Annotated in this window: 23 protein-coding genes and 1 tRNA gene; 3 read left to right on the forward strand and 21 right to left on the reverse strand. The window is 53.0% G+C overall.

Features of this window, described 5'->3' with window-relative positions:
• Positions 1-21: 21 nt before the first annotated feature.
• From PKO01S_RS04005 to PKO01S_RS04015, 3 genes are all read right to left on the reverse strand, one after another.
• Positions 22-1,575: a peptidoglycan DD-metalloendopeptidase family protein gene (locus tag PKO01S_RS04005; RefSeq protein ID WP_127530004.1), complete on the reverse strand. Its 1,554-nt coding sequence runs from the start codon at positions 1,573-1,575 to the stop codon at positions 22-24.
• 155 nt (positions 1,576-1,730) lie between these two features.
• A complete protein-coding gene (locus PKO01S_RS04010) occupies positions 1,731-2,600 on the reverse strand; it encodes an ICP22 family protein (protein ID WP_164779471.1) in 870 nt (289 codons plus the stop codon).
• Positions 2,601-2,823: 223 nt separating this feature from the next.
• Positions 2,824-4,110: an adenylosuccinate synthase gene (locus PKO01S_RS04015; RefSeq protein ID WP_127530006.1), complete on the reverse strand. Its 1,287-nt coding sequence runs from the start codon at positions 4,108-4,110 to the stop codon at positions 2,824-2,826.
• Between the two features lie 422 nt (positions 4,111-4,532).
• Here PKO01S_RS04015 and PKO01S_RS04020 point away from each other — a divergent pair, with 422 nt between their 5' ends.
• Positions 4,533-7,640, forward strand: coding sequence for a choice-of-anchor A family protein (locus PKO01S_RS04020; RefSeq protein WP_127530007.1), 3,108 nt, complete (start codon positions 4,533-4,535; stop codon positions 7,638-7,640).
• A 61-nt stretch (positions 7,641-7,701) separates the two neighbouring features.
• On the opposite strand, the gene PKO01S_RS04025 is transcribed toward PKO01S_RS04020, so the two are convergent.
• From PKO01S_RS04025 to PKO01S_RS04090, 14 genes are all read right to left on the reverse strand, one after another.
• The gene (locus PKO01S_RS04025; protein ID WP_127530008.1) at positions 7,702-8,388 is read right to left on the reverse strand and encodes a hypothetical protein; all 687 of its coding nucleotides are present in this window, start codon (positions 8,386-8,388) and stop codon (positions 7,702-7,704) included.
• A gap of 142 nt (positions 8,389-8,530) precedes the next feature.
• Entirely contained in the window at positions 8,531-9,898 is a 1,368-nt protein-coding gene (gene dnaB / locus PKO01S_RS04030) for a replicative DNA helicase (protein WP_127530009.1), read from the reverse strand.
• Between the two features lie 171 nt (positions 9,899-10,069).
• Positions 10,070-10,516 (reverse strand): 50S ribosomal protein L9, encoded by a 447-nt coding sequence (gene rplI, locus PKO01S_RS04035; RefSeq protein ID WP_127530010.1) that lies wholly within the window; start codon positions 10,514-10,516, stop codon positions 10,070-10,072.
• On the reverse strand, positions 10,513-12,474 hold the full coding sequence (locus PKO01S_RS04040) for a DHH family phosphoesterase (protein WP_127530011.1): 1,962 nt from the start codon (positions 12,472-12,474) through the stop codon (positions 10,513-10,515). The genes rplI and PKO01S_RS04040 overlap by 4 nt, the downstream gene beginning before the upstream one ends.
• A gap of 18 nt (positions 12,475-12,492) precedes the next feature.
• A complete protein-coding gene (locus PKO01S_RS04045; protein ID WP_127530012.1) occupies positions 12,493-13,395 on the reverse strand; it encodes a DUF2232 domain-containing protein in 903 nt (300 codons plus the stop codon).
• A 5-nt stretch (positions 13,396-13,400) separates the two neighbouring features.
• Positions 13,401-13,688 carry a MazG-like family protein gene (locus PKO01S_RS04050; protein ID WP_127530013.1) on the reverse strand — a complete coding sequence of 96 codons (288 nt, stop codon included), beginning with the start codon at positions 13,686-13,688 and terminating at the stop codon, positions 13,401-13,403.
• Positions 13,689-13,952: 264 nt separating this feature from the next.
• Entirely contained in the window at positions 13,953-14,963 is a 1,011-nt protein-coding gene (locus PKO01S_RS04055; protein WP_127530014.1) for an ABC transporter ATP-binding protein, read from the reverse strand.
• A complete protein-coding gene (locus PKO01S_RS04060) occupies positions 14,960-15,958 on the reverse strand; it encodes an ABC transporter ATP-binding protein (RefSeq protein WP_127530015.1) in 999 nt (332 codons plus the stop codon). Before PKO01S_RS04060 ends, PKO01S_RS04055 begins: the two co-directional genes overlap by 4 nt.
• A gap of 19 nt (positions 15,959-15,977) precedes the next feature.
• The gene (locus PKO01S_RS04065) at positions 15,978-16,937 is read right to left on the reverse strand and encodes an ABC transporter permease (protein ID WP_246070430.1); all 960 of its coding nucleotides are present in this window, start codon (positions 16,935-16,937) and stop codon (positions 15,978-15,980) included.
• A gap of 3 nt (positions 16,938-16,940) precedes the next feature.
• Positions 16,941-17,873: an ABC transporter permease gene (locus PKO01S_RS04070; RefSeq protein WP_127530016.1), complete on the reverse strand. Its 933-nt coding sequence runs from the start codon at positions 17,871-17,873 to the stop codon at positions 16,941-16,943.
• 130 nt (positions 17,874-18,003) lie between these two features.
• Positions 18,004-19,665 carry a peptide ABC transporter substrate-binding protein gene (locus tag PKO01S_RS04075; RefSeq protein ID WP_127530017.1) on the reverse strand — a complete coding sequence of 554 codons (1,662 nt, stop codon included), beginning with the start codon at positions 19,663-19,665 and terminating at the stop codon, positions 18,004-18,006.
• Between the two features lie 444 nt (positions 19,666-20,109).
• A complete protein-coding gene (locus PKO01S_RS04080) occupies positions 20,110-22,161 on the reverse strand; it encodes an amidohydrolase family protein (protein ID WP_127530018.1) in 2,052 nt (683 codons plus the stop codon).
• A gap of 89 nt (positions 22,162-22,250) precedes the next feature.
• Positions 22,251-22,679 carry a CBS domain-containing protein gene (locus tag PKO01S_RS04085; RefSeq protein ID WP_127530019.1) on the reverse strand — a complete coding sequence of 143 codons (429 nt, stop codon included), beginning with the start codon at positions 22,677-22,679 and terminating at the stop codon, positions 22,251-22,253.
• 46 nt (positions 22,680-22,725) lie between these two features.
• A complete protein-coding gene (locus PKO01S_RS04090; RefSeq protein WP_127530020.1) occupies positions 22,726-23,781 on the reverse strand; it encodes an LCP family protein in 1,056 nt (351 codons plus the stop codon).
• Positions 23,782-23,970: 189 nt separating this feature from the next.
• On the opposite strand from PKO01S_RS04090, the gene PKO01S_RS04095 reads away from it, so the two are divergent.
• The gene (locus PKO01S_RS04095; RefSeq protein WP_127530021.1) at positions 23,971-24,324 is read left to right on the forward strand and encodes a DUF4870 domain-containing protein; all 354 of its coding nucleotides are present in this window, start codon (positions 23,971-23,973) and stop codon (positions 24,322-24,324) included.
• Between the two features lie 95 nt (positions 24,325-24,419).
• On the opposite strand, the gene rpsR is transcribed toward PKO01S_RS04095, so the two are convergent.
• The 3 genes from rpsR to rpsF are packed head-to-tail and all read right to left on the reverse strand — an operon-like array spanning position 24,420 to position 25,590.
• Positions 24,420-24,698, reverse strand: coding sequence for a 30S ribosomal protein S18 (rpsR, locus tag PKO01S_RS04100; protein WP_127530022.1), 279 nt, complete (start codon positions 24,696-24,698; stop codon positions 24,420-24,422).
• A 20-nt stretch (positions 24,699-24,718) separates the two neighbouring features.
• Positions 24,719-25,264 (reverse strand): single-stranded DNA-binding protein, encoded by a 546-nt coding sequence (ssb, locus tag PKO01S_RS04105; RefSeq protein ID WP_127530023.1) that lies wholly within the window; start codon positions 25,262-25,264, stop codon positions 24,719-24,721.
• A 38-nt stretch (positions 25,265-25,302) separates the two neighbouring features.
• The gene (gene rpsF / locus PKO01S_RS04110) at positions 25,303-25,590 is read right to left on the reverse strand and encodes a 30S ribosomal protein S6 (protein WP_127530024.1); all 288 of its coding nucleotides are present in this window, start codon (positions 25,588-25,590) and stop codon (positions 25,303-25,305) included.
• A gap of 229 nt (positions 25,591-25,819) precedes the next feature.
• Here rpsF and PKO01S_RS04115 point away from each other — a divergent pair, with 229 nt between their 5' ends.
• On the forward strand, positions 25,820-26,005 hold the full coding sequence (locus PKO01S_RS04115; RefSeq protein ID WP_127530025.1) for a YjzC family protein: 186 nt from the start codon (positions 25,820-25,822) through the stop codon (positions 26,003-26,005).
• A gap of 882 nt (positions 26,006-26,887) precedes the next feature.
• On the opposite strand, the gene PKO01S_RS04120 is transcribed toward PKO01S_RS04115, so the two are convergent.
• Positions 26,888-26,978: transfer RNA gene (locus PKO01S_RS04120), tRNA-Ser, on the reverse strand.
• Positions 26,979-26,984: the final 6 nt, after the last annotated feature.

Consider the following 26,984-nt stretch of genomic DNA (forward strand, 5'->3'; position numbering starts at 1 on the left):
GCGATGCTTGTCCTGTATGACTTATAAATATTTCAGCGGGTTCTGCGGAACGCCGTTCTTCTGAATCTCGAAGTGCAAGTGCGTGCCGGTCGAATGGCCCGTATTGCCCATGACGCCGAGCTTATCGCCCGTCTCCACGACCTGCCCCTTCTTCACCGAAATCGACTTCATATGTCCGTACAGCGTCTTATAGCCATTCTTATGGTTCACGATTACGCAATTGCCGTACCCGTTCTTCACGCCTGCGAATTCGACGACGCCGTCGTCCGCCGATTTGATCGTGCTGCCGCCGACGAGATCTAGACCTTCGTGCAGCTTGCCCCAACGTCTGCCGAAGCTGCTGGTCATCGAATGTCCGCTGACTGGCCATGAGAAATTGCCGGAGCCTTCGCCGAGAATAACCTTCGTGCCTTGAACGACGATCTTCGGCGTCCCCTTCTTCAATACCTCGTAACCGATCAGTTCCTCGCTCATCAGGTAGCCGTTATCCTTCGTCAGACGGTACGTCAGACGCTTCTGGCCGCCGCTTCCTTGCTGCATGACTTTCGACTCGCCCTTGCGCATATTGGCGCTCGTGCGGATCACAACCTGCGGATCGGTGTTCACAATCTCAGACACGCTCTCAACCGTCCGCACCGTTACGGCCGGCTTCAAGATCGTCAGATCGAGCACATCCCCGACTTTGATGAAATCGTCATTGATCCAAGGGTTGTTCTGATAAATGACTTGTTTCGGAATATCGAACCGCTCTGCGATACAGCCGACACAGTCGCCTTCCTTAACCGTATACTTCGTGTTGGCCGCCGTATCGCCGGTGACGAGCTTCTTATACAGCGCCGTCTCGTCCATCACTTTCGATGGATCGACTTCTACAGCCGCCGTCGTCACCTTCTCCACGATGTCCGCTTTCTTTACCTTGCGCTGCGTTCCCGATGCACTTGTGCTCTTGGGCGAATACGAGAGCGCTGTTACTTTCTCCTTGCTCCCCGAAGTCAGCTCCGGCGCAAACTTATTCTTTACGCGCTGTATAATCTTATCTGCCGTATCGCGGTCCTTGACCACCCCAACGACTTTGCCGTCAATCTTCACTTCTACGCCTGTCGCGTAAGACGTGAGCATGCCGTCCAGCTTCGTGAGCGTCGCCTCCGTCTCTGGCGCCGCCTTATAGCCGCTTGCTGGCTCATACGCTACTTTGCCCGTATCCAGTACCATGTTCACTTCCGGATGGGCTTTCTTCACTTCGTCTGCTTTGGCGAGCAGCATATTCTCGACCGACTCCGGCTTGTCCACCGAGCCGACCAATTGCCCGTTCATCATCACATTATAGTAATCAACTGTATTGGCCTCGACATATTGTTTGCCACCTATTCCAGCAATAAGGCCGATTAGAGCAACAGCGACAACAATCACTGCAGCTTTGCGGAATCGTCGTTTACCTGCCGCTTCGCCCGACGGACGGACGAGCTGCGCCATTGCACCCCATGCTGCGGATGCATATTTCCGGACAGGCCGGAACGCCCGAAGCACGTCTTGCCACTGGGTGCGCTTCGGATTGGGATCCTTGCTAACGGTCATGACAATCTCCTTCTCTTCCCTCTCATCTCGACAATAGGGTGGATATATTTGTAATATCACACAAAAAAAGCGTAACATCCGCACATGAATGTTTACGCTCTTTACTTTACCATAGTAAAAAAGTTGGAAGCAAATAATTCGGTTCGACAAAACCATTAATATTTTTTCAGAATGCTCATAAATGTCCTATATTGCTCCTCGCTTAGATACTGGGCGACAATTTGCTGTATGTTTGTCACTTCCTGCTCCGTCAGCCCGCTCTCCATATACTCTGAGATCGATTGCCACGCCTGTTGAGGCAGCTTAGTCGCGAGCAAATCGAACATTTCGTCCCGTTCTGCATCGGTCAATTGCCCGGACGATCCGCTTATTTCCTCCGTTGAGGCCCCGGTTCCTCCGGCCCCCGCCTTCGGTCCCGTGCCGCTGCCGGAGCCCGTAATCGCGCCCTCCTCTTCTTGACCGAACGCGTCGATCGCGACCGGCTCTCCGGTCGTTTCATCCTCCGCTTTGCTCCCGCTCTCTGTACCGTTCGTCCCAGCCGTTCCGCTGCCTGTGCCGCTGGTCACGCCTGCTGCGCTTCCGCCGCCTTCGGCTCCCCCGGTTGCCGTCGAACCTTCGCCATTCGACTTGCCGTCCGCAGAGCCTCCAGATTTGCCCGCTCCCGCCGATGACGCATCCTCATTGGCGCCGGCCCCGTCTATCGTATCTCCCTCGCCCGTTCCATCCGATTTCCCGCTGCCGCTGGCGTTATTATCCGTCCCTTTGTCCGCTCCGTCTGCTGTCTTCCCTGCCTGGCCCGCTTCCGCGATGCTCGTCCCTTGTTCAACCGGATCAGCGCCCCACATCTTGCCCCATACACCGGACAGCGCAAAAGGCTGAACTTCCAGCGGCAAATTATACTGCTTCAATATGGATTCCAAGTAGCTGTTTACGATGTAGCCCGTCGTCCAGATTGATAGAAAGCTGGCGATTAATCCGACCGCAATGGCGCGGCCGATCCAGCCGAACATTTTCCACATAGTCATTCCCTCCACCCCGCCGTGTGCCCCGTCCCAGCGGAATCTCCTGATCTCTCGTCTACTTTCCAGTATAGGCAGCTAGAGGGGAAGGTATAACCGATATGGGGAAAATAGAGTGCCGGCGACGGAATCCGTCCGTCTAGTCTGCTGCGCCAACATCTCTACAGCCCTTATACGCCAAAAAAGGCAACCGAAGCCGCAGCTTCGATTGCCTTCCTCATTCTATGGACTATACGTAGATCGGACGAACGATGTTCGTCTGCTCGCGGTTGCGGCCGACCGAGAAGATCGCGATCGGAATGCCCGTGAGCTCGGATACGCGCTCTACATAACGGCGCGTATTCTCCGGCAGATCCTCGAGCGTCTTCGCGTTCGAGATGTCTTCGCTCCAGCCCGGCAGCTCCTCGTATACCGCTTCGCACTCGGAGATTTGCTTCAGGCTAGCCGGATAGTGCTCAATAATTTCGCCGCGGAATTTGTATGCGACGCAGATTTTGACCGTCTCAAGACCGGACAGAACGTCCAGCGAGTTGAGCGACAGGCCCGTAATGCCGCTGACGCGGCGTGCGTGGCGGACAACAACCGTATCGAACCAGCCGACGCGGCGCGGACGGCCCGTTACCGTGCCGTATTCGTGTCCGCGGTCGCGGATCCAAGCGCCCGTCTCATTGTCCTGCTCCGTAGGGAAAGGACCGTCGCCGACGCGCGTCGTGTAGGCTTTCGCTACGCCGATGACTTGTTGAATTTTCGAAGGGCCTACGCCGGAACCGATGCAGACACCGCCTGCCGACGGGTTCGACGACGTTACGTACGGATACGTGCCTTGGTCGATGTCGAGCATGACGCCTTGCGCGCCTTCGAACAATACGTTTTGATTCGAATCAATCGCATCGTTCAGAACGACCGACGTATCCGTTATATAAGGACGAAGCGTCTCCGCATGGCCGAGATATTCCGCAATGATCGCTTCCGCGTCAAGCGGCTCGCCGCCGTACACTTGCTCGATTACTTGGTTCTTCTCCGCAACAAGGCGGCGCGCCTTCTGCGTGAACTCTTCCGCGTCCATCAGATCGGCGATGCGAATGCCGTTGCGCGCAGCTTTGTCCATGTAAGCAGGGCCAATGCCTTTGCGCGTCGTGCCGATCTTATTGTCGCCCTTGCGCTCTTCTTCCAAGCCGTCGAGCACGAGGTGGTACGGCATAATGACGTGCGCGCGATCGCTGATTTTCAAGTTGTCCGTTTTGAAGCCATTCTCATGGATATAGTTAATTTCGTCGATCAGGGCCGATGGATTGATTACCATCCCGTTGCCGATGACGCAAGTTTTATTCTCATTGAAGATACCCGAAGGAACCATCGTCAGTTTATATTTCTTGTTGCCGATCATGATCGTGTGACCCGCATTGTTACCGCCTTGGTAACGGGCTACGACGTCGGCGCCTTCCGCCAAATAATCGGTAATCTTGCCTTTCCCTTCGTCTCCCCACTGCGTTCCGACAACAACAACCGTAGACATGATCATACCCCCGCCCGATGCTGAACTTTGCACCGAAAATGATTGCCATTACAAGCCACGCCGCCAGACTCCAGTCCGTAGGCAACTGTGCCTGCGGGCAAGCGAAATCCGACCGCCATCGCATTGAAGGCAGCATGAATAGTGTATCAGTCCCCTAAACATAAGTCAATTAAAACGCGAACAATTGAACTGCCGCCTATTCGAACGTTCGGAAATCGTCCAAATGTCCTACCCGTACGCCTGCATCTGTTTCATTATTCGCAACGATCTTGATTTTCATTACAGGAATATTAATAAATCCTCAATTGCATCCGAACGGCAACCAGCATATGAATTGTTTATAATAATGATTCCTCCATACATGAACCTCGCGTGCGAGCATAAATTTTATAGACTCGAGACAATATTCGGAGGTGTCCGTCATGGCCTGTGCAACATTCGGCTCTGCAAGCAACTTCAGCATCTTCCTCTTCGGGGATTACAATGCGGTTAACACAACAATTCCAGGCAGGGTTGCAGCCGGGGGCTCTGTTATCTTCACCGACCAGAACATAGGCAGCGAATTGCCCTTATCGACAACCCGGGCCGATCTTATAATCGGCGGCGACTGCAACATTACGCGCGGCTTCAATAATGGGAATACCGTAGTAAGCCCAACCTCGACCGTTAATACCTATACCATGGCGAACAATAACGGCGTATCTCCTCAACCCATCATTGATTCGCTCATCGACTTCACCTCCGCCCGGACCAACCTGCAGTGCTTGTCGCAAGGCTGGGGGGCTCTAGCTTCCAATGGCACCGCCGCTAACACCTTCGGCAACCTGCAGCTCACCGGCTCTGATCCTGTACTCACCATTATTACTTTCGACGGGAACGACGTGGATGGAACCGGATTATCGCTGGAGGGGGCCTCGCAAGTCATACTCGACTTTCCTGCCGGTGCGACTGTACTCATTAACGTATTAGGGACAAACGTCGGTTTCGGAAATTATACGATGCTGGTTAACGGCGCTTCGCCGCCGGGGCCTGCCGTCGGGGCAACGATTTTGTGGAATTTCCCGCAGGCGACTGCGCTGCGCAACAATAACGGAGTCATTGCCGGCTCCGTCCTCGCTCCTTTCGCGAATATGACGGCAAATGGCTTCTCCCAGTTGATCGGACAGCTCATAACGGGCTCCTACAATGGAACTACGGGATCGATCACGACACAACTCGTCTTATTCGCCGGCTGCCTTCCGGAAATTCAAGCGTGCGGGGCAGCTGCTTTAACATTAACCAAGACTGCGAACGGATCAGCAGTGTTCAGCGGCGTCCCAGGAACGCCAATTACCTTCAACGTGCTCGTTACCAACAATTCCGCAATCCCTGTAAATAATATATTGATCAAAGACGATTTCCTTGGAATCGACCAGACCGTTCCGATGCTTAATCCGGGAGAGAGCTTCCCGTTTACGGTCAATTCAGAGGTGCAATTCGGCAAGGCGGGCACGCAGTATACGAACACCGTGACTGTTACAAGCAACGAAGCCCCTTCCGTCAGCACTACAGCAACCATCATTATTGCCGCACTGCCCGTAAACGTTCAGTTCATGAAAACCGCTATTCAGTCAACCGCAATGCCCGGGGATACGGTCATTTATCAATTCAGCGTAACCAATCTGGGTAACACCGATTTAACAAATGTCCGCTTGGTCGATCCTTCTATAAATCTCGATTTCACGCTCCCAACCTTCTTCAGCGGCCAAATTACCCAGCAGACTTTCACCATACCGTCCAATGCTGCTCCGGGATCTACATTTACGAATACCGCCCGGTTAACCGCAGACAATCTGCCCGGCCCAGGATTTCTCGACAGCAGCGCCAGCATTGCGATCTCGTCGCCTCCAACCGTCAGCTTCAGCAAGATGGCCAATGTTTCTTCCGCGTTCCCCAATACAACCATCCAATATTCCTATATCGTTCAGAACGAGTCCGATATCGCTCTACAATCACTCGTATTGAATGATCCTTTCTTAAATATTAATCGAACGATTGATGTGCTCAGCCCAAGAAGCACTATCGTTCTCGAAGTACCTTTCACGATACCTCCCGACACTCTGGCGGGTACACGCATCGTGAACGTGGCCACATTGTCCGGCTCATTCGGTACGTTAACGTCCACCGCCTCAATCACCGTCGATGCGCAGCTCTCTCTAATCATAGCCAAGGACGAAGATTCAGCAATCGTCAATCCGGGCAGTACCATTAACTACACACTGAGAGTACTTAACACTGGCAACGTTGAACTTACCAATGTGCAAATCAATGATGCAGCGACAGGATTTCAGACCGTTATCCCCTTTCTGCCTGCAGGCCAGTCGCAAGACTTCAACACATCCCTCGTTGTTTCTCCCGACGCGCCTGCCGGGTCAATCGTCACCAATATCGTCGTAGCTCTTGCAGACGGTGTCGCTCCTGTAAGCGCGCAAGTATCCGCAGTCGTAACCGCCATTCCGATTCCGCCGATTCCGCCGGTTCCACCGGCGACGCAGGCCATCGTATTAACCGGAAGCGTTAGTATGCCGACAGCCCGCCCAGGCGACACCGTTACCTTCACGGGGACGGTCACGAACGTTTCAGCCGTAGCCGTACGCAATTTAATTTTGCGGTCTCCATTCTTCAGCTACGCTTCCGTCTTGGTATTGCTAGAGCCCGGATCGACACTCGTACTGAATGCCGATTTCACCGTCCCGCCCCATACCGCTCCCGGCACGGTCATAACCGCTACTTTATCTGCCGCTTCTATTGCAATTGAACTACAGGAGGCGTCCGCTTCGTTCGTCGTGATTTCTCAGGCAGGACTCCTATTAGCCAAAGCGGCGAATGAAACTGAAGTTGTGCGAGGCGATTTCGTTATTTTCACCATTATCGGCGAAAATACAGGCAATGTACCGATTACAAATATTTTGTTCTCGGACCCGGCCTTAAACCAGCAGGCGGAATTCCGGACATTCTCTCCCGGCGGGTTTATTCGGACACTCTTCATCAAGCCTGTATCCGAAGAGCCGGGCACCACGTTCTGTAATGAAGCGATTGTCACGGCTAATGAGATTGGTACCCTATCGTCCGTCGATTGCTACACGGTATTCGGACTGCAGCTGCACAAGCAAGCCAGTACCTCGCTCGTCACCGTCGGCAATACGGTCGACTACTCGGTCATCATCCGCAATCCGATGCCGGTACAGGCGGCGGGTATCGTATTCCGCGATCCTATCCCTGACCATACGGCGGTTGTATCTGGCTCGGTGAGACTTAACGGCACTGCCGTTCCGGACGCTCTGCTGGCAGCAGGATTCGCTCTGCCGCCGCTTAATCCGAACGCGGTATCGAGCGTCACCTTCTCCTTGACGGTAGTCGGCGATCCGGAGAACGGCGCTATCGTCAATCGGGCGGAAGCGGATTTTATGTTCCCGTCCACCGCCCGCCGACTTAGAGGCACATCATTATCGAATTCCGTTCAGGTTGTAGTAGAAGAGCATGAAGAGTAGTACTAGCGGCATCGGCTAAAAACGCAAAGCTCCCCTTGGTAGGAGGGGAGCTTTGTTTATCTTACTTCTTTTTAGATGATGAAGATGATGATTTGCTCGAAGTCATGCTTTTATTACTGCTGAATGATTTCTCCCACGAACTGCTTTGTTTCGTCGTCGAGCTCTTCTTAGAAGAAGACGAGGACGAAGATGAAGATGTAGATGATGATGATGACTTACTCGGAGTGGTGATTTTTTGATTAGTCGCTGATTTACTCGGCGTACTGCTTTTTTTCGACGTTACACTTTTCTTTGAAGAGGACGAAGACTTGCTAGGCTTAGTCGACTTTTTCTTTTTTCCCCATTTAAAATCGTCGTCATCATCGTCATCGTCGTCATCATTCATATTCGCATCATCATTCGGATCATCATTCGCATTGGTATCATTCTTATCCTCAATCACTGTCCGATCTGTGACGCTCCCGCCATTAGATACGGACGACTGATTATTCTTTATTGCCACTTTTAGAGCAGCCTCATCAACGGATACTGCCGGCTTCGTCGGTTGTGTCGACGTACTGGCTTGATTCTGAGAATCCGGAAGAAACAAACCCAAAAGCACGCCGAATATAATCAGGAATAAGAAGGGCGACCAAATAATCGACCATATAATGATACCTATCCGGAATAGTACGCTGCTTCGCTTCCACTCCCCCATAAGCATGACGAACGGGACAAATATCCATCCAATAATTTTAAGAATTATCATTTAATACCCCCTAGTAGTCTGTGTACATTGTACTACATTCCTTTTCCTAAGTTTGGTTAATTTATAAATTTTGGTATAATCAAAAAAAAAACACCCATCAAAGGATGAGTGTTTTGGGATTATATATAATTGCTTCTCTAACTTATGAGGCCGATTCCTGATGCGTCCGGTCGAGCCCGACGAACTTGTTGAACTGCTTCAAGAAAGCAAGCTCAACGGTGCCTACCGGGCCATTCCGCTGCTTGGCGATAATGATCTCGATAATGTTCTTCTTCTCCGACTCCTTGTCATAGTAGTCGTCCCGGTACAAGAACGCAACGATATCAGCATCCTGCTCGATCGAGCCCGATTCCCGAAGGTCAGACATCATCGGGCGCTTGTCCTGCCGCTGCTCTACGCCGCGGGACAGCTGCGACAGTGCGATAACGGGCACTTCCAACTCACGGGCGATCTGCTTCAGCGTACGGGAAATCTCTGATACTTCCTGCTGCCGGTTCTCGCCGGCTTTGCCGCGGCCTTGGATGAGCTGAAGGTAGTCGATCAGAATCATGCCCAGGTTGCGCTCTTTCTTCAGCCGCCGGCACTTCGCGCGAATATCGGCGACCGTAATGCCAGGCGTATCGTCAATGTAAATCTCCGCCTCCGACAGCGAGCCGATCGCCATCGTCAGCTTCTCCCAGTCGTCCCCTTCGAGGAAGCCGGTCCGCATCCGTCCCGCATCGACGTTCGACTCGGCGCAAATCATACGTTGCACGAGCTGCGCCGCGCTCATCTCGAGACTGAAGATCGCGACCGTTTCCTTCGCACGGACGCCGACGTTCTGCGCGATGTTAAGCGCGAATGCCGTCTTACCTACGGAAGGACGGGCCGCCACGATGATCAAGTCGCTTCGTTGAAAGCCCGACGTCATTTTATCGAGATCAGAGAAGCCCGACGGAATACCCGAAGAGCCGCCCTTATTCGAATACAGCATCTCTACCCGCTCGAACACTTCCATAAGCACGTCGCGGATCGAGATGAAGCCGGTGCTGGAACGGCGGTTCGAAATCTCGAGAATTTTCGCCTCCGCCTCGCCCAGCAGTGCGCCGACGTCATCTTCAGCTGCATAGCCGCTCGACACGATATTCGTAGCCGTACGGATGAGGCGGCGAAGCATCGATTTCTCTTCGACGATCTGCGCGTAGTATTCGACGTTCGCCGCTGTCGGAACCGCATTGGCCAGCTTCGCGAGATACGTAATACCGCCTGCTTCCTCCAGCATCTGCCGGTCTTGCAGGTACGCCGTCAGCGTCACGAGATCGATCGGCTGGTTGTTCTCCCCAAGCTCCACCATCGCTTCGAAAATCCGCTGATGCGGCGTGCTGTAGAAGTCGTCGCTCTTCACCCGCTCCATCGCCGTAATCAATGCCTCGGCCTGCAGCAGTACTGCGCCAAGTATCGCTTGCTCTGCCTCCAGGTTCTGCGGCGGAATACGGTCGAACGTCATCAACTGATCCGGGCTCATGCTCATGGAATGAAGTCCTCCTTGCGAGTTATATTGCGAGATTGCCGTGTAAAAATTACCTGTTCCGTCCCTTTAACGAACAGCCGCCCGCAGGAGGCGTCTACCGTTACCGAAGACCCTTCACCGCGAGCGGAATCCAATCCATATACGATCCGTCTGCCAACCGGCAGCCGGCTTCTAATCTTCCGAAGCTTGAACTTTAATCGTCGTCTTCACTTCCGGGTGAAGCTTCACTGGAATCTGTGTCACGCCGAGCGTCCGAATCGGATCGTCGAGCTCGATTTTGCGCTTGTCGATCTTCACGCCGGCTTGCACCTCGATCGCTTCCGCGATCTGCTTGCTCGTAATCGCCCCGAACAGCCGTCCGCCTTCGCCTGCCTTCGTCTTAATGACGAACGTCAGTTCCGCAAGTCGAGCGCCGAGCGCCTGCGCGTCTTCTTTCTCTTTCTCCTTGCGCTTCGTTTCCGAATTCTGCTGTGCCTTCAGCGTATTAATGTTACCGGACGAAGCCTCTTTCACGAGTCCCTTCGGCAGAAGGAAGTTGCGTACATAGCCTTCCGACAACTCCTTCACTTCGCCTTTCTTGCCTTGTCCCTTTACGTCTTGCAGAAAGATGACTTTCATTCGAATAACCCCTCTTCCTTCTCGATTTCATCCAAAATAATCCGCAGTCTCGCAGCCGCTTCCTGCACGCTGCACTCCAGCTGGGCTGCCGCATTCGTCAAGTGGCCTCCGCCTCCGAGACGTTCCATCACGACCTGCACATTCATAGCTCCGAGCGAACGGGCACTGACGCCGATCAAGCCGTCCGGACGCTCGCTGACAACGAACGATGCGTAAATGCCCGTCATATTCAGCAGCGTGTCCGCCGATTGCGCGATGTGCAGCTGGGAGTGCTTGCGGCCCGGCTCTGTCACCGCGATCGCGACATGCTCGTACAGCACTTCGGCATGTTTAATGATTTCGGCCTTCAGGACGTACTCTTCCAGATCCTCTTTCAGCATCCGCTGAATCAGCGTCGAATCTGCTCCATTGCGTCTGAGGAACGAAGCCGCCTCGAATGTCCGGGCTCCCGTCCGAAGCGAGAAGCTCTTCGTATCGACCGCAATGCCGGCCAGCAGCGCTGTCGCTTCATGAATATCGAGCGACACCCGCTCATGGATATATTGAAGCAGCTCCGTTACAAGCTCGCAAGTCGATGAAGCATATGGCTCCATGTATACGAGCACCGACTTGTTAATGAACTCCTCGCTGCGCCGGTGATGATCCACGACAACGATCCGGTCCGTCAACTGCAGCAGCTTAGGCTCCTTCACCATCGAAGCCTTATGCGTATCGACAACGACAGCAAGCGTCTTCGAGTTGACGAGATGGAGCGCTTGGTCCGGCGTGACGAACCGCTTGGCAACACGCTCATCTTCCTTCAGCATCTCCATCATCTTCTGGATTGCAGGATTCACGCCCTCCAGCACGATGTAGCCTTCCTTGCCGAACAGCTTCGCCGCCTTCAAGACGCCTATTGCAGCGCCGACCGCATCCATATCGGGCATCCGATGCCCCATAATGACGACATTATCGCTCTCGCGAATCATGTCCCTCAGCGCGTGAGCAATGACGCGCGCACGCACACGTGTGCGCTTCTCCACTGCATTCGACTTGCCGCCGTAGAACGACTGACGCTCTCCTACTTTGACCGCTGCTTGGTCGCCGCCGCGTCCAAGCGCAATATCAAGGCTCGTCTGCGCCCATTGGCCAAGCTCCGGAATTGAATCAGCGCCGGCGGCGAAGCCAATGCTGAGCGTAACCGGTATTTTGTGCTCGGCGGTCATCTCCCGGACTTCGTCCAGCAGCTCGAACTTGCTCTGCTCCAGAAGCCTCAGCGTCTTCTGATCGGTCATAATGAGGAACCGGTCCGAACTAAGCCGTTTCAGATAGGTTTGATACTTCTGCGCCCAATCCGTAATCTCGGCCGTAACCTTCGACAGCATCGTCGTCCGCTGATGGTCATCCATCCCCTGCGTCACTTCCTCAAGGTTATCCATCAGCACGACGCCGAGCGCCGGCTTCTCATCTTCATACTTGCGGCCGAGCTGCCACATCAGCGTAATGTCATGAATGTAGACGAGACGTTCCTTGCTCTTGAAGTTAAGCTCCAGCACCCGCGAACCAATCGTCACTTCATAGACGCCTTCGCTCTTCTTGCTTTCCTTCATCGAAGGGAACAGCTCGTTAAGCGGCATGCCGACGACCGATTCTTGCCCGAACAGCCGTGCGGCATAGATATTGCTCCACTCTACCGTACGCTCGTCGTCATAGACAATAATACCGAACGGCAGCTCGGTAATGACCTCGCTGCCCGCTTTTTTCACCCGGTAGGATAACGTACCGAGATAAGTTTTAAGATCGCGTCTGAACGCTCGCTCGGCATATACCGAATAGATGCCGGCCGATATCGTCAGAAGCAGCCCGGCCAGACCGACCGCCCAATTGTACCAGGCAAGACCCGCCGACAAGCATAGCAGCAGCACGAATGCCCATAACTGGTGCATCCCGTGCCATCGCTTGATAAGAAACTTAGGCATTCCTATTCCGCTCCCGTGTTAACGTTTCTTCTCGAATGCCTTCCGAATCGGGAAGGCCGTATCCAGCACGCCGATCAAGCTTAGCGGCGGCAGCACCACGACGACAATCGCGATCAGCATCGGCACAACCTTCGACCAGCCGCGTTGATGAGCGATGTAGTAGAAGAAGCCGATCGTCTGAATCTTGAACGCCGACTGCAACAGCGGAACCAGGTTCAGCAGTGCGACCGACAGGAACGAATCATCTGCCGGCAGGATCATATCGAGTACGAGCGATACCAAGTAGTAGAATACCATAATACGCGGAAGCTTCCATTCATGCGCTTTCGGCATAGCCGGCATGAATACGCCATTGCGGACGAGCACCTTGCGGCTGAAATATTGCGTAACGGCAGCGTACAGAAACGCGATCATCATGATGGCGACTGGTACGGACTGCGTCATCACTTTCACCAGCGAATCGGTCACATCAGCCGACCATTCCGCCGGCAGCATCCCTTGCTGCATCAAGGTATCGGTCGTTTCTCGAATCGAATTGCCAAGTTCATTAATCAACGACAAATCGAAGATGAGATTGAACAACAACAACTCGAGCAGCATAATGCCTAGCAAGGACAGGATCCCTGATACAAGCACGCGGCCTGGCGGCGACTGCTTGACGATCAGGTGAGCCATAATAATCGACGGGACAAGAAAGAATAGTCCGATAATCGGCGCTAACGGTCCGACCAGCAAGTAGGCGATGACCCATACGATCGCGACTTGCAGTGCGAACGCCTTACGCGTCCTTGTGGCGTACATAATGACATAAGGGACCATCATGAATATGACGGTAATAATATTAAGTAAGGGCACTGCCATCGAGAGCATGAGCAGCAGAAGCACGACGCTCCAGATTAGCGATTGTTTGCCGGTGTTCAACCCGTTCACCTCTTGCGAATTTGATAAGCGTCTTCCAGTGCATGACCATCCCGAGCCAGCTGGCGCAGTTTCTCTATCATTGCCTGATCAAGCTGCCGGTAAGAAACGCCGAGCCGCTGGCCAAGCATATAGCTGCTAGCCGCCAAGCCTGCCAGGCTGTCAGCAATCTTCGGATCACTGCCCTCGAGCAGCGACTTGAATAAGCGGGATACGTGGTCGACGATTTCCGTCTTGAGCCATTCGATCGTTTGCACTCGTCTAGCCACATCGAATTCGCGATCCGCTCCGCGCATACGGCTCCTCCTTTGTACCATAATACGCTTCTGCGGAAGCATAAGATTCATGGATGCAGGCTGGTGCGCAGCGCGCTTCGTAAGAAACTTTCACTAAAGCTTTACAGCTCATTATAGCATAAATCCGAAATCGTACACACGGGATGTGGTGGGAACGCGGGGACTGGAGTGAAAGGGGTTGCGTTCCCTCAACTCCAACTCGACAACAAACCCCCGCCTACGCTGATTCAGCAATAAGACGGGGGTTAGTTCAATCATTCGGTTTTAGACCGATGCATAATGGCAAGCAGCAAAATGCCCTTTCTTCACTTCTGCGAGCGCCGGCGTATCCTTGGCGCACTTCTCCGTTGCGAGCGGGCAGCGCGTCCGGAAAGGACAGCCGCTCGGCGGGTTGATCGGGCTCGGAAGCTCGCCCTTCAGCGTAATACGCTCCCGCTCCAATTCCACGTCCGGATCCGGAATCGGAATCGCGGACAGCAAGGCTTGCGTATACGGATGCGCAGGGTTCGCATACAGCTCATCGCTGTCAGCCAGCTCCACGACGCGTCCGAGATACATAACCGCGACACGGTCGCTAATATGCTTAACCATCGACAGGTCATGGGCGATGAACATATACGTCAGACCCATTTTACGCTGCAGATCCTGCATCAGATTGACGACCTGCGCTTGAATCGACACATCGAGCGCCGAGATCGGCTCATCCGCGATAATAAACTTCGGCTCGACCGCGAGCGCACGGGCAATGCCAATCCGCTGCCGTTGTCCGCCGGAGAACTCATGCGGATAACGCGTCGCATGATCCGGGTTCAGGCCGACGACATCAAGCAGCGATTCCACCTTCTTCTTCCGCTCCGCCCGGCTTCCCGCCAGCTTATGAATATCGAGCGCTTCCCCAATGACATCGGTGATCGTCATCCGCGGGTTCAGCGAGGCGTACGGATCTTGGAAAATCATCTGCATGTCGCGGCGGATCGTCTTCATCGCCGACCCCTTCAAGTCATACAAGGGCTTGCCGTCGAACACGACTTGTCCGCTCGTCGGCTCATAGAGCCGCATGACTGTTCGGCCGAGCGTCGACTTGCCGCAGCCGGATTCGCCGACGACGCCAAGCGTCTCGCCGCGTCCAATCGTCAGATTAACGTCGTTCACGGCTTTCAGGATTTGACCGCCGCCAAGGTTGAAGTGCTTGTTCAGATCGCGAATCTGGATCAGCGGATCGCCATGCGACGGCTTTATGATAGAGTGCGCCGTGCTTGCATTCGAGTTGCTCATGCGCTTTCTCCTCCTTCGCCAGCCAGCGGATGATTGAGCCAGCATGCCGCCGTATGCCCTTCGCCCTCGACCGGTACAAGCGCCGGGTCGTTGTTCACGCATACTCGCATCGCTTCGTCGCACCGCGCGCAGAACGCGCAGCCCGCAGGCGGCTTAATGAGATCCGGCGGCGTGCCGAAGATCGGGATGAGCGGCTCGTCCTTCTTCTGGTCGAGACGCGGCACCGAACGCAGCAGACCGCGGGTATAAGGATGCTTCGGATTTTTGAAAATATCGCGTGTCTTGCCGGACTCCACGACTTTGCCTGCATACATGACGATTACCCGATCCGCCGAGTCGGCTACGACGCCGAGATCATGCGTGATCAGAATGATCGACGTGCCGAGCTTCGTCTGCAAATCCTTAAGCACGCTCATAATTTGAGCTTGCACCGTCACGTCGAGCGCCGTCGTTGGCTCATCCGCGATAAGCAGCGACGGATTGCACGCAAGTGCGATCGCGATCATCGCCCGCTGGCGCATGCCGCCGGAGAACTCGTGCGGATACTGGCTCACGCGGGATTCCGGGTTCGGTATGCCGACGAGCTTCAGCATTTCGACTGCACGCGTCTTAGCCGCTTCCGAGCTCATGCCTTGATGCTTAACGAGCCCTTCCGTAATTTGCTTGCCGATGGATAGCGTCGGATTGAGCGAGGTCATCGGATCTTGGAAGATCATCCCCATCTCTTTGCCCCGAATGGTCTCCATCTGACGAAGCGATTTCGTTAATATTTCTTCGCCTTTGAACCGGATCGAACCGGTCGTCACGGCGGGAGGGGAAGGAATGAGCCGCATCAGCGATTGTGCCGTTACGGACTTGCCGCAGCCGGATTCGCCGACAATGGCGACCGTCTCGCCTTTATTGACATGGAAGTTCACGCCGCGAACCGCTTGGACGATACCGCCGCGGACTTTGAAATTAACGCGCAAATCTTTGACTTCGAGTATACGTTCCATCGCCGCCACCTCCTATTTCTTATTTTTTCATCTTCGGATCGAGCGCATCGCGCAGACCGTCGCCGAAAATATTGAAGCAAAGCATTGTTAAGCTGATCAGCACCGCCGGGAACAGCATCCGCCACGGATAGATCGTCATCGCCTTAAGCGCATCGTTGATCATCGTACCGAGCGATGCAGCCGGCGACTGTACGCCAAGGCCAAGGAAGCTTAAGAACGCCTCGGCAAAAATCGCATTCGGAACCGTCATCGTCAGTGTGACGATAATCGGACCCATCGCGTTCGGAATCAAATGGCGGAACAGAATGCGTCCTGCGCCTGCTCCGAGCGAGCGGGACGCGAGCACGTACTCTTGATTTTTGAGCTGCATAATTTGGCCCCGCACAATCCACGCCATACTGATCCAACCCGTAATACTAAGCGCCAGAACGATTGTGAACATGCTTGGTTCCATAACGACGATAAGCAGAATGACGATGAGCATGTTCGGAATCGAATACATGATTTCGCAGAACCGGTTCAAGATCTCATCGACCTTGCCGCCGAAGTAACCCATAATACCACCCATAATGACACCAATGATCAAGTCCACAAGCGCCGCATAGAGACCGACCTGCAGCGAGATGCCCGCGCCCATCCACGTTCTGGCGAACATGTCGCGGCCCAGATCATCCGTGCCGAACCAGTGGTCCGTGTTCGGCTTTAGGTTCGTTCCCATCAGATCCTGCGAACGATAGTCATAGCCGGCAATCGATTGGCCAATAATGGCCATCAGGACAATCAGCAGCAGAATGACTAGACTGACCATTGCATATTTATTCGAACGCAGCCGAAGCCACGCGTCTTTCCATGCCGAGATGCTTTCGCGGACGACCAGCTCGCCTTTCTTCTCTGACTTATCCAGCTTCGCGAAATCCGCTTTCGTCAGCTTCACGTCGCTCAGGGGCAGCGGATTCGACGTTTCTGTATTTCCTGCCATCGGCTAACCCTCCTTCCTGCTGCTCAGCTTAATGCGCGGATCAATGAACGCATAAGCGAGATCCGTCAAGAAGCGTGCCGCCATCAGAATAACTGCATAGAACAGCGTCAGGCCCATAATGAGCGTGTAGTCCCGGTTCGTAATGCTGTTGACGAAAAACTTGCCGAGACCGCCGATGCCGAATACTTGCTCTACAACGACCGAGCCGGTAATGATATTCGCAGTCATCGGTCCGATGTAAGTGACAACCGGCAGAATTGCATTGCGCAGCGCATGCCGCACGAGAATGACGCGGCCGCTCAAGCCTTTGGCGCGCGCTGTCTTGATATAGTCGGCCGTTAACACTTCGAGCATGCTCGAACGCGTCAGACGGGCGATGAAAGCCGCCGGCAGAACCGCAAGCGCGATCATCGGCAGCACATAGTCGGTAGGATCGTTCAAGCCCGCAACGTCGAACCAGCGCAGCTTTACGCCTAAGAAGTACTGTAATCCCGCAGCGACGACGAAGTTCGGAATCGATACACCGAGCACCGCGAGAAGAATCGTAAACGTGTCGAGAAATTTACGATGATTCAGTGCAGCTATTATACCAAGCAATACACCCGCCACGATCGATAAAATAATGGCGAAGATGCCAAGTTGAAGGGAATACAAGAAACCGGTTCCAATAATGCTGGCAACAGTTGTGTACTGCTGCTTCATCGACATCCCCAAGTCGAGATGGAGCAGATTGTTCATATAAGTGAGATACTGCTTCCATATCGGCTCGTTCAAGCCGTATTTCGCTTCCAGCATCTCCTTGATCGCCCTCGGAATTTCCTTCTCCGACATGAACGGATTACCAGGAATCGCCTTCATCAGGAAGAATGTTGCCGAGGCCAGTACGAACAGGGACACGAATATGAAGAGCAGCTTTTTCAGCACAAAACGTATCATGTTGGCAATGCCTCCCATAAATGTTTCCTCAAACAACCACGGGATATATGCTTGTGGCATATATCCCGTGTCGTTTCGTCATGAACTTGTCGGCGGATTACGTTTGACTGACCGCGATGCTTCGAGGTGATTAGCCTTCGTAGTAGCCGCGCGTATAGTCGATATCGCCTTTGTAGTCGATGAAGATGCCTTTGAAGCCCGGCTTCTCCAGATAAACGTCGCTGTAGTAGTACAGAGGCACGATTGCGCGTGCGTCCATGAACAGCTTCTCGGCTTGCTTGAACAGTTCCATCCGCTTCTTCGTATCCTGCTCCGCGTAAGCTTTCGCTACGAGGTCGTCATACTCTTTGCTCGCGTAGCCCGTGTTGTTGTTGCCGGACTTCGACGTGAACAGGTCGATATACGTCATCGGATCGTTGTAGTCGGCGCCCCAGCCTGCGCGCGCAACTTGATAGTTCAGCTTGTTGCGGTTCTCGAGGAACACGCCCCACTCTTGGTTCTGAATCTCGACGTCGACGCCGAGGTTTTTGTGCCACATCTCTGCAACTGCTTGTGCTACACGCTTATGGTTGTCGCTTGTGTTGAACGTCAGCTTGATCGGATCAAGCTTCGTTACGCCAAGCTCCTGCATGCCTTCTGCAAGCAGCTTCTTCGCTTCTGCAAGGTCTTCCGTGAAGTAGTCGTCCTTCACTTCCGTACGGTATTCTTCCGTCTCGCCTTTGATACCCGGAGGCACCAGACCGTATGCCGGAATTTCGCCCGCTTTTGTCACTTTATCCGTAATGTCCTTACGCGTCAGCGCCATCGAGAACGCTTTGCGGATTTTTTCGTTCGTGAAAGGCTTCTCTTTCGTATTCAGCAAGTAGTAGTACATACTTGCGATACCTTTTTGATAAAACTCATCCTTATTGCTGCCACGCAGAGCTTCGATCTGATCGGCAGGGATCTCGCCTGTCGGTTTGCCTGCCCAGTCAAGCTCGTCCGTCTTGTACATGTTCAGCTCCGTCAGCGAGTCCGGAACCATGACGAATTGAACGCCTGCAAGCTTCACTTCGTCTTTCGCGTAGTAGTTGTCGTTCGGTACGAGCTTGATCGACGTGCTCTTCTGCCAATCGGACATTTTGAACGGTCCGTTCGAGATGATCGTCGATGCGCTTGCAGCCCACGCTTCGTTGTCCTTCACCGATTTGTGAACCGGGAAGTACGTTTGGAACGACATGAGGCTGAGGAAGTAAGGTGTTGCAGAATTCAGCTTCACTTCAAGCGTCTTGTCATCCTTCGCTTTAACGCCGACTTGGTCAACCGTTGCGCCGCCGCCCGTGTTATACGACTCCGCATTCTCGATATAGTACAGCTGATAAGCATAAGCCGATGGCTCAGGTTTGAGCTGCGGATCGAGCGCACGCTTCCAAGAGAATTCGAAATCGCCTGCCGTTACCGGATCACCGTTGCTCCATTTTGCGTCGCGCAGATGGAACGTGTACGTTTTACCATCCTCGCTGATGTCCCATTTCTCCGCGATGCCCGGAACCACTTCGCCCGCTTCGTTCTTACGGGTCAAGCCTTCGTACAATCCGTTCAACACTGTGAACGATACTTGGTCTTGCGATTGTGCCGGATCCAGCGTTGGCGGTTCCGTGGACAGATTCATGCGGAACACCTTACTCGTAGCCGTTCCTGCATTGCCCGTATCCGTTGTGCCGTTCTCTTCTTTCTTCGGCGTGCAGCCTACGACGACAAGAATGATCGCCAATACCGCTGCGATGGTGCTCATGGTGGACTTCAATTTCATTCTTTCTTTCACCCTCCACATTGATCTCTTGTTGCCTTGCTCGATGGTGCGATGCTGCGGACTGCGAATGTTGAATGAGAATGCCTGATGTGTGCAGGAACACTCCATATATTTGTGGATATATTTGCTATTAATTATTATTAATATTTATGCATAATAATTAATAGGGAATTATTACCTGCGTTATCATACAGGAACTCTTTTATAACCTTGCATCCTACACTATACAATTAACGAATAAGCATAATCAACGTGTTTTTTATTGTTAATTATTTACTGATAGTGTAGGTGAGACGGCGACGACAAGTATGGCGCGGCTTCGCGGCTTCTTTCATGACGTTAGGATATGTAGCCATCGGCTTATATAGCCAAAAAAACCGGCAATCGCACGCAGGAATATGTTTCCTGACTTTTGCAATTACCGGTTTTCTTGTGTTTTCCCGTCTATTCACGTCTTACCGTCCACTTGTCACCTTCGCTAATTAGTTTCATGCCCAGATCTGTCAACCATTCCACAGGTACGAACGCACGGTCGCCTGCCGATAGAACATCAGCGGTATTCCCTCCGGCCTTCGCATAATACCCCCGCTCCAATAGAAGAGTGCCTTCAGCCGGCCGGTGCATCGCCAGTGCCAGCTGGTCGTCCGGTACATCGGCGACGCCTTCAGCGACAGTATAGACCTTGGTCACCTTATCCCAGCTCAATTTATAGCCATGAGACGCCAGCGCATTCAAATCAATATAACGCTGCTTGCCATAAAGAAGAAGTGAATATTCCGCCGTCTCCCCTTTCCAGCGAAGCTGCCCGCCGTCACTCGCTTGTCCTACTCGCTCGAACCGGCTCCGAACCGGCTCACCGACGTGAATCCGTTTGTTCAGCTTACCATCGTCGAGGACCGGTTTGCCGGCGATAAACACATATTGAATTCCGCTTGAATATAGGTCGGGGTGCTCCACGGTCGACTTATCAATGATCGTATCGTAGTCGAATACGACGAGATCGGCATCCATTCCTTTCTCAACCCGGCCTTTCTTCTTCAACGCCGGAGCTTGCTTCTCCAGCCGCTGCGCGGGCAGAAGACTCGTCTTCGCAATCGCATCCATTAAGCTGATGACGCCCTTATCGCGTGCATACAGTCCAATTGTTCTAGCGAAGGTGCCGGACGCGCGCGGATGATTGTTCAGACCCGGCTCCAGAATTGCATCGCTCCCGATCATCACGTAGGCCGGTTTAATGGACTCCTCAATGTCTTCAGGCGGAATCGCGTAGGCAACGGCTAGCTTGCCTTCCTTCTTATATTGAGTGAACGTCTCCTGCGTCAGACGCTCGGTCGATCCCGCCAATTGCAGATCATGATACGTAATCCGGAACCTCTCCTGCCAGCCCTCATCGAATCTTGCCGAGTTCAAATACGTTCCCCAATAATCGTAAGGATAGATACAGGCGGTTATATCAAGTCCTTCCGCCCGTGCGGCATCGACCATCGCGAGCGATTGCTTCATCGAGAACGTCCCGCCCGTACTGTTGATATGATCAATATGTACGGCTGCTCCCGTCAGACGGGCGTAACCGATCAATTCTTTTAATGCGTCGATATTCGTCCCCGGCTCCTCCATATCCGAATACCGGGCGTGGAAATAAACCGGAACGTTATACTCATGCGCAAGCTCCATAAGCGGCACAATCTCAGGCGCTTCGATGCCAGGCACATACTCCAGACTGAACGAAATGCCAAGCGCCCCGTCATTCAACGCCTTCTCGGCCTGATCCCTCAGCTTGCGGATCTGCTCCTCATTCGCCCCGTCATAGCGGCTTATCTTGAACTGATTTCTCGCCTGGGAGTAGAAGAAGCTCGCTCCGAAGTGAAGCGGCGTCTCGTTGCGCTCATAATACGAATACCACTTATCCGGTGTCGATGTGCCTCCGTGCATCGCAATGTTGCTCGTGACCCCATCCGCGATTTTGTTCCAGACGCCGAGCGGATTCGGATCATAGGACAAGTTGTCGATGAAGCCCGGTGCGACGACGAGCCCCTTCGCTTCGATCGTCCGCTTGCCGCTCAGCGGCTTGGCCGTTACGGCTCCGATCTGACCGCCAATAATACCGACGTTCATGACCGCATCGAGCATCGTCTCCGGATTGATTACCCGGCCGCCACGTATGACGATATCATATGTACGACTTGTATCGGCCTTGCTTAATTGAGACTCCGCAAATACTGCACCTGTGAGTGCCGTCGCTGACAGAACCTCACCTGTTTCTGAATCCGATTGCGGCGGTGCGCCATTCCCATTCGCGGAATTCGCTGCGGAATCCGTTCCGCCGCGGGACGAGTTCTGCGTCTGCGCACTCTTCGTCGTCCTGTCTGATCCCGCATCCCCGCCGCCGTCCCGGTCTCCCCACAACACCCAGGCGACTATAACAACAACCGCCGCCAATCCCGCTGCAACAACATTCATTGTGCGGAATCGGCGGCGGTGTCTATTTTGCTCCATGATTGATTTGCCTCCCGTGCAATAAGATAGCGCATCATCCAGAAAATGCTAGCTCCATCGTACTATTCTTATTGCCGGATCGCAAATCGTCACATGCTGCTCTGCAGTTTCGATTGGCCTGCCCATATATTTTTTTCACAATAGTCGATAATATCGCTTCTTCGGACGATGCCGATAAAGCGGCTTCGGTCGTCAATGACCGGCACGAAGTTCTGCACCTTCACCAATGAAATCAAGTCCCGGATATCGGCATCGACATGCACGGGATGATTGCTCATCCGGAGCGGTACGTCCGCCAGACTGATCTTATGCGTCTGATCGAATGACAGATCTTTGTCTTTCATATGCCAGAGCAGATCGCCTTCCGTAACCGTACCGACGTACAATCCCTCATTATTCAGAATCGGTACTGCCGTATACCGGTGATGCTCCATACGTTCGAGCGTCTGCCTTAGCGTAGCATTGTGCGGTACAGATACGACGTCCTGCTTGGGCAATAAGAAAAATGCAATATTCAAGCACTCTCGCCCTCCTTCACGTCACAGTTATGCTGCTTCATCCCTCTTACTGATGGCTGGCCGAGAGCGTCTCGACCGATTTGTCGTTCTCTTGTTCATACTCAGCCGGAAGCGGCAGACTGTTCAGCGGTGTCGCCGGATTAAGCCAGCTTTCGATCAAATCGGCCGACGCCGCCACATCATCTTCATCGGCGAAGTAGTACCAGGTGCCTCCCGCAGTAAGGCGATGACCGCTGCCTGTTAGTGTATGACTGTAAATCGTGCGCGAATCACTTTGCAGCATCGTTTTGGCCAATCCGACCATCATCTCTGGCGTCATGTCAGTACTGAAGTCTTCGCCCATAATGCCGACATACTCCGGAATGTTGTTCCATTGTCCAACGCCCGAAGCTTTCTTCATGATCGCATCCAGAAAAGCTTGCTGCCGTCCCGTACGGCTTACATCGCCGCCGGCATCCTCGCGGTAACGGACGTAGTTCAGCGCATCTTGACCATTGTAGGACGGTTGGTTCGCCTTAACCACGAACTTCTCGTGGTCTTTGCCCGAGTTCACAATATCTTTGCCAATTGGAAGCGCAACACCGCCCATAGCATCGATCAAATTACGGAACCCGCTAAAGTTGATCGTAGCGTAATGGTTAATGGTAGTGCCGAACAAATTCTCAACTGTCTCGATCGACATCTTCGCTCCGCCGTATGCGAAAGCATGCGTAATCTTGTCGCTCTTGTCCTTGCCGATAATCTCGGTATACGTATCACGCGGAATCGAGATCAGCAGTACTGCTCTATCCGTCGGACGCACGACAGCGACCATCATCGTATCCGAACGTCCCGTCTCGTTCTCCCGTTGATCGACGCCTAGCAGCAGCAATGAGAACGGCTTGCTGTTCGACATATCGGTGTAGCTGACATTTTGCGGCTCTCTGCCGTCAAGCGGCTTATACGACTGCTGCAGCTCATTCTTCACCTTATCCGACAGAAACATGTCAAAGCCCCACAAAGCAAGCGTCGTTCGATTGTAATACCCGAATAAGCCTAACGCCAATACGAATGCCATTATACCGGAAATCCATTTGACCTTACGGTTTGATTTTCGTCTCATTATCGATTCTCCTTCTACATCTATCACTCATTAAACTGTTCGCTCCATCATGAAACGCCCATCATGAAGCAACAGCTTGTATTCTTAATCCGTCATAAGCTGCAATCGACTCTCATATATTGGGCATAACTAGATCCATCACTGACCGTTCATTCCATCACCCTGCAAGAAAGAAAGGAGCTGACCGCATTGCTGCCTCCATCCTTCGGACCCGACCGCTCATCTACCGGAATCGATGCCAAAATCGCTGCTATGCTCTGTTATTTCGGCAGCTTTATAACTGGCTTTCTCTTTCTTGTCCTGGAGAAGAATAGCCGATTCGTGAAGTTTCATGCCATGCAGTCGATTATCGTCTCTGCAACGCTGATTGTCATCCATTTAATACTGGGCATGATACCTTTAATAGGTTGGTTTGCCGCAGCGCTTCTCGTACCGGCATCCTTTATTCTATGGCTGGCCCTTATGCTGCTAGCACTTCAGGGCAAATGGGTGAAGCTTCCGATAATCGGTGATTTCGCCGAACAGCAAGCCTATAAATACTAGACGATCTAATAGAACAAATAGTTCGTGGAAAATTTAACAAATGGCATACACACAAAAAACAGCCGGCTGGAAGCCGGCTGTCTCTCTATACGATACTATTCCGTCGTGTACGGAAGCAAAGCGATTTGACGCGAGCGTTTGATCGCTACCGTCAGAAGACGCTGATACTTCGCGCTCGTACCCGTCACACGGCGTGGCAAAATTTTGCCGCGCTCGCTGATGAATTTACGGAGCAGATCCGTGTCTTTATAATCGATGTGCTTGATTTTGTTAACTGTGAAGTAGCACACTTTACGACGCTTGTTACGGCCTTTACGACCGCCGAATTTACGTTCTGGACGATCTTGTCCTTCTTCGCGTGGCTTGAAGCTCATGTTCGAACCCATCCTTTCGATTAAAATGGCAAATCATCTTCCGAGATATCAATCGGGCGTCCGTCATCAGAGAACGGATCGCGACTATCGTTCCGCTGGTTTTGACCGGACCGGCCTCCGCCATTCGATCCACCGCCGCCGGCATTGCCGCCGCCGTAACCGCCACCACCGCCGCTATTTCCTCCGCCATAACCGCCGCCGCTGCCGCCGCTATATCCGCCTTCTTCGCGCTGCGCCCCGCCTTCACGGTTCGACTCCAGGAAACGAACGTTATCCGCAATCACTTCTGTTACATAGACGCGTTTGCCTTCGTTGTTCTCGTAGTTGCGTACTTGGATACGGCCTTCGACCGCTGCCAGACGCCCTTTGCGAAGATAATTCGCGCACGTCTCGGCAAGCTGCCGCCACGTCACGACCGGTATAAAATCAGCTTCGCGTTCGCCCCCGCCACTTGTGAATGGCCGGTCGACCGCCAGCGTAAACTGCGTTACTGCGACACCTGCAGGCGTATAGCGCAATTCTGGATCACGCGTCAGTCTGCCAATCAGAATCACACGGTTCAACATCGTGAATACCTCCCAATCGATCCCATGCGTGTAATCAATTAAGCAACATCTTTAACGATGAGCGTACGGATAACTTCATCCGCAATCTTCATGACACGATCAAGCTCAACGATAACTTCTACCGGAGCGGAGAAGTGTACGAGAACAAAGATACCGTCACGTTGCTTGTTGATCTCATACGCAAGACGGCGCTTGCCGATGATGTCAGTTTTTGCAACTTCACCGCCGCCGTTCGTGATGATTGCGTTGAATTTCTCAACGATGGCTTGAACAGCTTCTTGTTCCACATCCGAACGAAGGATGTACATCACTTCGTATTTGCGCATTTTGATTCACCTCCTCTTGGACTAAACGGCCCCTACTTAAAGGAGCAAGGAGCGAGCGCTAACTCGCATACCATATTACTATACCAAAACAGATTGCCTCTGGCAAGCGCGGATCCATAGCCGAATTCTGCCTGACATGCGTTCATCATGGGCGGCGCACACTATTGCAGAAGCGTTCAATTACGTTTGCGCTTCAGACGAATTCGATCATCATACTGGAGGAATCGATATGGGTGAATGGACATTATTCTCGCCGGGAGACAAAGCGCCTAACGACGGTACTTACATTGAAGACGGCGTGAACTCGTTCCATATGGGCATTAACAATCCGCAGATGATTAAGATGCACAAAGGACAACGTTTCCCGGAAACGTCAAACCACGAGCGCAAGTGGAAGAAGATGCCGAAACAGTAACAGACACTGTTCCGTAATCTTTTGCTCCTCATGCATAAACCGGACAGGAGCAGCGCATCATACTATCGACGGCGAAATGAGAGGTGCAGCTCCATTGAACCCATTGAACAATTGGTACAGGGAATTGTGAAGAAATACGACACGAATGAATAGAAGCGAGGGGTTGTGCTAAAGACGACCGTCTGTAACACCATCGTAGTTTCATTACGCCGCAAGGCGCCGGATGTAAACGACGAATTCTGCCGCGAATTCGTAACGATGATCCGCAGTTTCTGTGACGAGTAGTGGTCTGTTTCATCAAACTTCAAATCGCCGTCAAAGAGGAGCCCGCAAGGGCTCCTTTTACTTTTCGTACCCTATCCACTATCCTGCATCATGCCCTTGCTACACACCTTCGCTCAGTCTTCTCACCACGCCTCCCCACTCCTCAGCCCTAAGACATACTTTGCCCATCAGCTCACTTATAACGTTAAATAACATCCTTACTCTAACTGTTGCGATTAATCAGATGTCTCATCAATGGGCGGTGACAGGTGGAGATCAGCGAATTAGGGGTGCGGACGACTGAGGGAAGCAAAGTACGGTAAACAGGGAGTTTTGCCGACGGAGGCGGCAAGGACGTGCGGACGAGCGTTATGATTGGGGGGGCGTCTTAGCGGAGTCCAGAGAGCGCGAGCTCTCTGGGGCCCTCCCTTGCAGGGAGGGTTTGGGTGGGTAGAAAAAGCCTTTAAAGGTTTGGTTGTGAATTAATGCCCTTAAGGGTTTGGGTTGTAAGAACGGGTGTCCAGAGGGCTCAGCCCTTTGGTTATCCCTTATAGGGAATCTGGGTGAACAAATAAAAACGGCCCTCGATCAAATCGAGAACCGTTAGTCGCTTATGTATGGCGGAGAAGGTGGGATTCGAACCCACGCACGCTTTGACACGCCTAGCTGATTTCGAGTCAGCCCCCTTGGGCCTCTTGGGTACCTCTCCGTGGTG

The sequence above is a fragment of the Paenibacillus kobensis NBRC 15729 genome (assembly GCF_004000825.1).
GTDB classification, from domain to species: Bacteria; Bacillota; Bacilli; order Paenibacillales; family Paenibacillaceae; genus Paenibacillus_T; species Paenibacillus_T kobensis.

Coding starts and splice junctions, on each gene's coding strand:
- PKO01S_RS04115 (WP_127530025.1), top strand. CDS start 25,820: ATGGGTGAATGGACATTATTCTCGCCGGGAGACAAAGCGCCTAACGAC.
- PKO01S_RS04055 (WP_127530014.1), bottom strand. CDS start 14,963: ATGAGCAACTCGAATGCAAGCACGGCGCACTCTATCATAAAGCCGTCG.
- PKO01S_RS04075 (WP_127530017.1), bottom strand. CDS start 19,665: ATGAAATTGAAGTCCACCATGAGCACCATCGCAGCGGTATTGGCGATC.
- PKO01S_RS04070 (WP_127530016.1), bottom strand. CDS start 17,873: ATGATACGTTTTGTGCTGAAAAAGCTGCTCTTCATATTCGTGTCCCTG.
- PKO01S_RS04005 (WP_127530004.1), bottom strand. CDS start 1,575: ATGACCGTTAGCAAGGATCCCAATCCGAAGCGCACCCAGTGGCAAGAC.
- rpsF (WP_127530024.1), bottom strand. CDS start 25,590: ATGCGCAAATACGAAGTGATGTACATCCTTCGTTCGGATGTGGAACAA.
- PKO01S_RS04060 (WP_127530015.1), bottom strand. CDS start 15,958: ATGGAACGTATACTCGAAGTCAAAGATTTGCGCGTTAATTTCAAAGTC.
- PKO01S_RS04020 (WP_127530007.1), top strand. CDS start 4,533: ATGGCCTGTGCAACATTCGGCTCTGCAAGCAACTTCAGCATCTTCCTC.
- ssb (WP_127530023.1), bottom strand. CDS start 25,264: ATGTTGAACCGTGTGATTCTGATTGGCAGACTGACGCGTGATCCAGAA.
- PKO01S_RS04050 (WP_127530013.1), bottom strand. CDS start 13,688: ATGCGCGGAGCGGATCGCGAATTCGATGTGGCTAGACGAGTGCAAACG.
- rplI (WP_127530010.1), bottom strand. CDS start 10,516: ATGAAAGTCATCTTTCTGCAAGACGTAAAGGGACAAGGCAAGAAAGGC.
- PKO01S_RS04025 (WP_127530008.1), bottom strand. CDS start 8,388: ATGATAATTCTTAAAATTATTGGATGGATATTTGTCCCGTTCGTCATG.
- PKO01S_RS04090 (WP_127530020.1), bottom strand. CDS start 23,781: ATGAGACGAAAATCAAACCGTAAGGTCAAATGGATTTCCGGTATAATG.
- PKO01S_RS04010 (WP_164779471.1), bottom strand. CDS start 2,600: ATGACTATGTGGAAAATGTTCGGCTGGATCGGCCGCGCCATTGCGGTC.
- PKO01S_RS04040 (WP_127530011.1), bottom strand. CDS start 12,474: ATGCCTAAGTTTCTTATCAAGCGATGGCACGGGATGCACCAGTTATGG.
- PKO01S_RS04065 (WP_246070430.1), bottom strand. CDS start 16,937: ATGGCAGGAAATACAGAAACGTCGAATCCGCTGCCCCTGAGCGACGTG.
- PKO01S_RS04015 (WP_127530006.1), bottom strand. CDS start 4,110: ATGTCTACGGTTGTTGTTGTCGGAACGCAGTGGGGAGACGAAGGGAAA.
- rpsR (WP_127530022.1), bottom strand. CDS start 24,698: ATGAGCTTCAAGCCACGCGAAGAAGGACAAGATCGTCCAGAACGTAAA.
- dnaB (WP_127530009.1), bottom strand. CDS start 9,898: ATGAGCATGAGCCCGGATCAGTTGATGACGTTCGACCGTATTCCGCCG.
- PKO01S_RS04080 (WP_127530018.1), bottom strand. CDS start 22,161: ATGGAGCAAAATAGACACCGCCGCCGATTCCGCACAATGAATGTTGTT.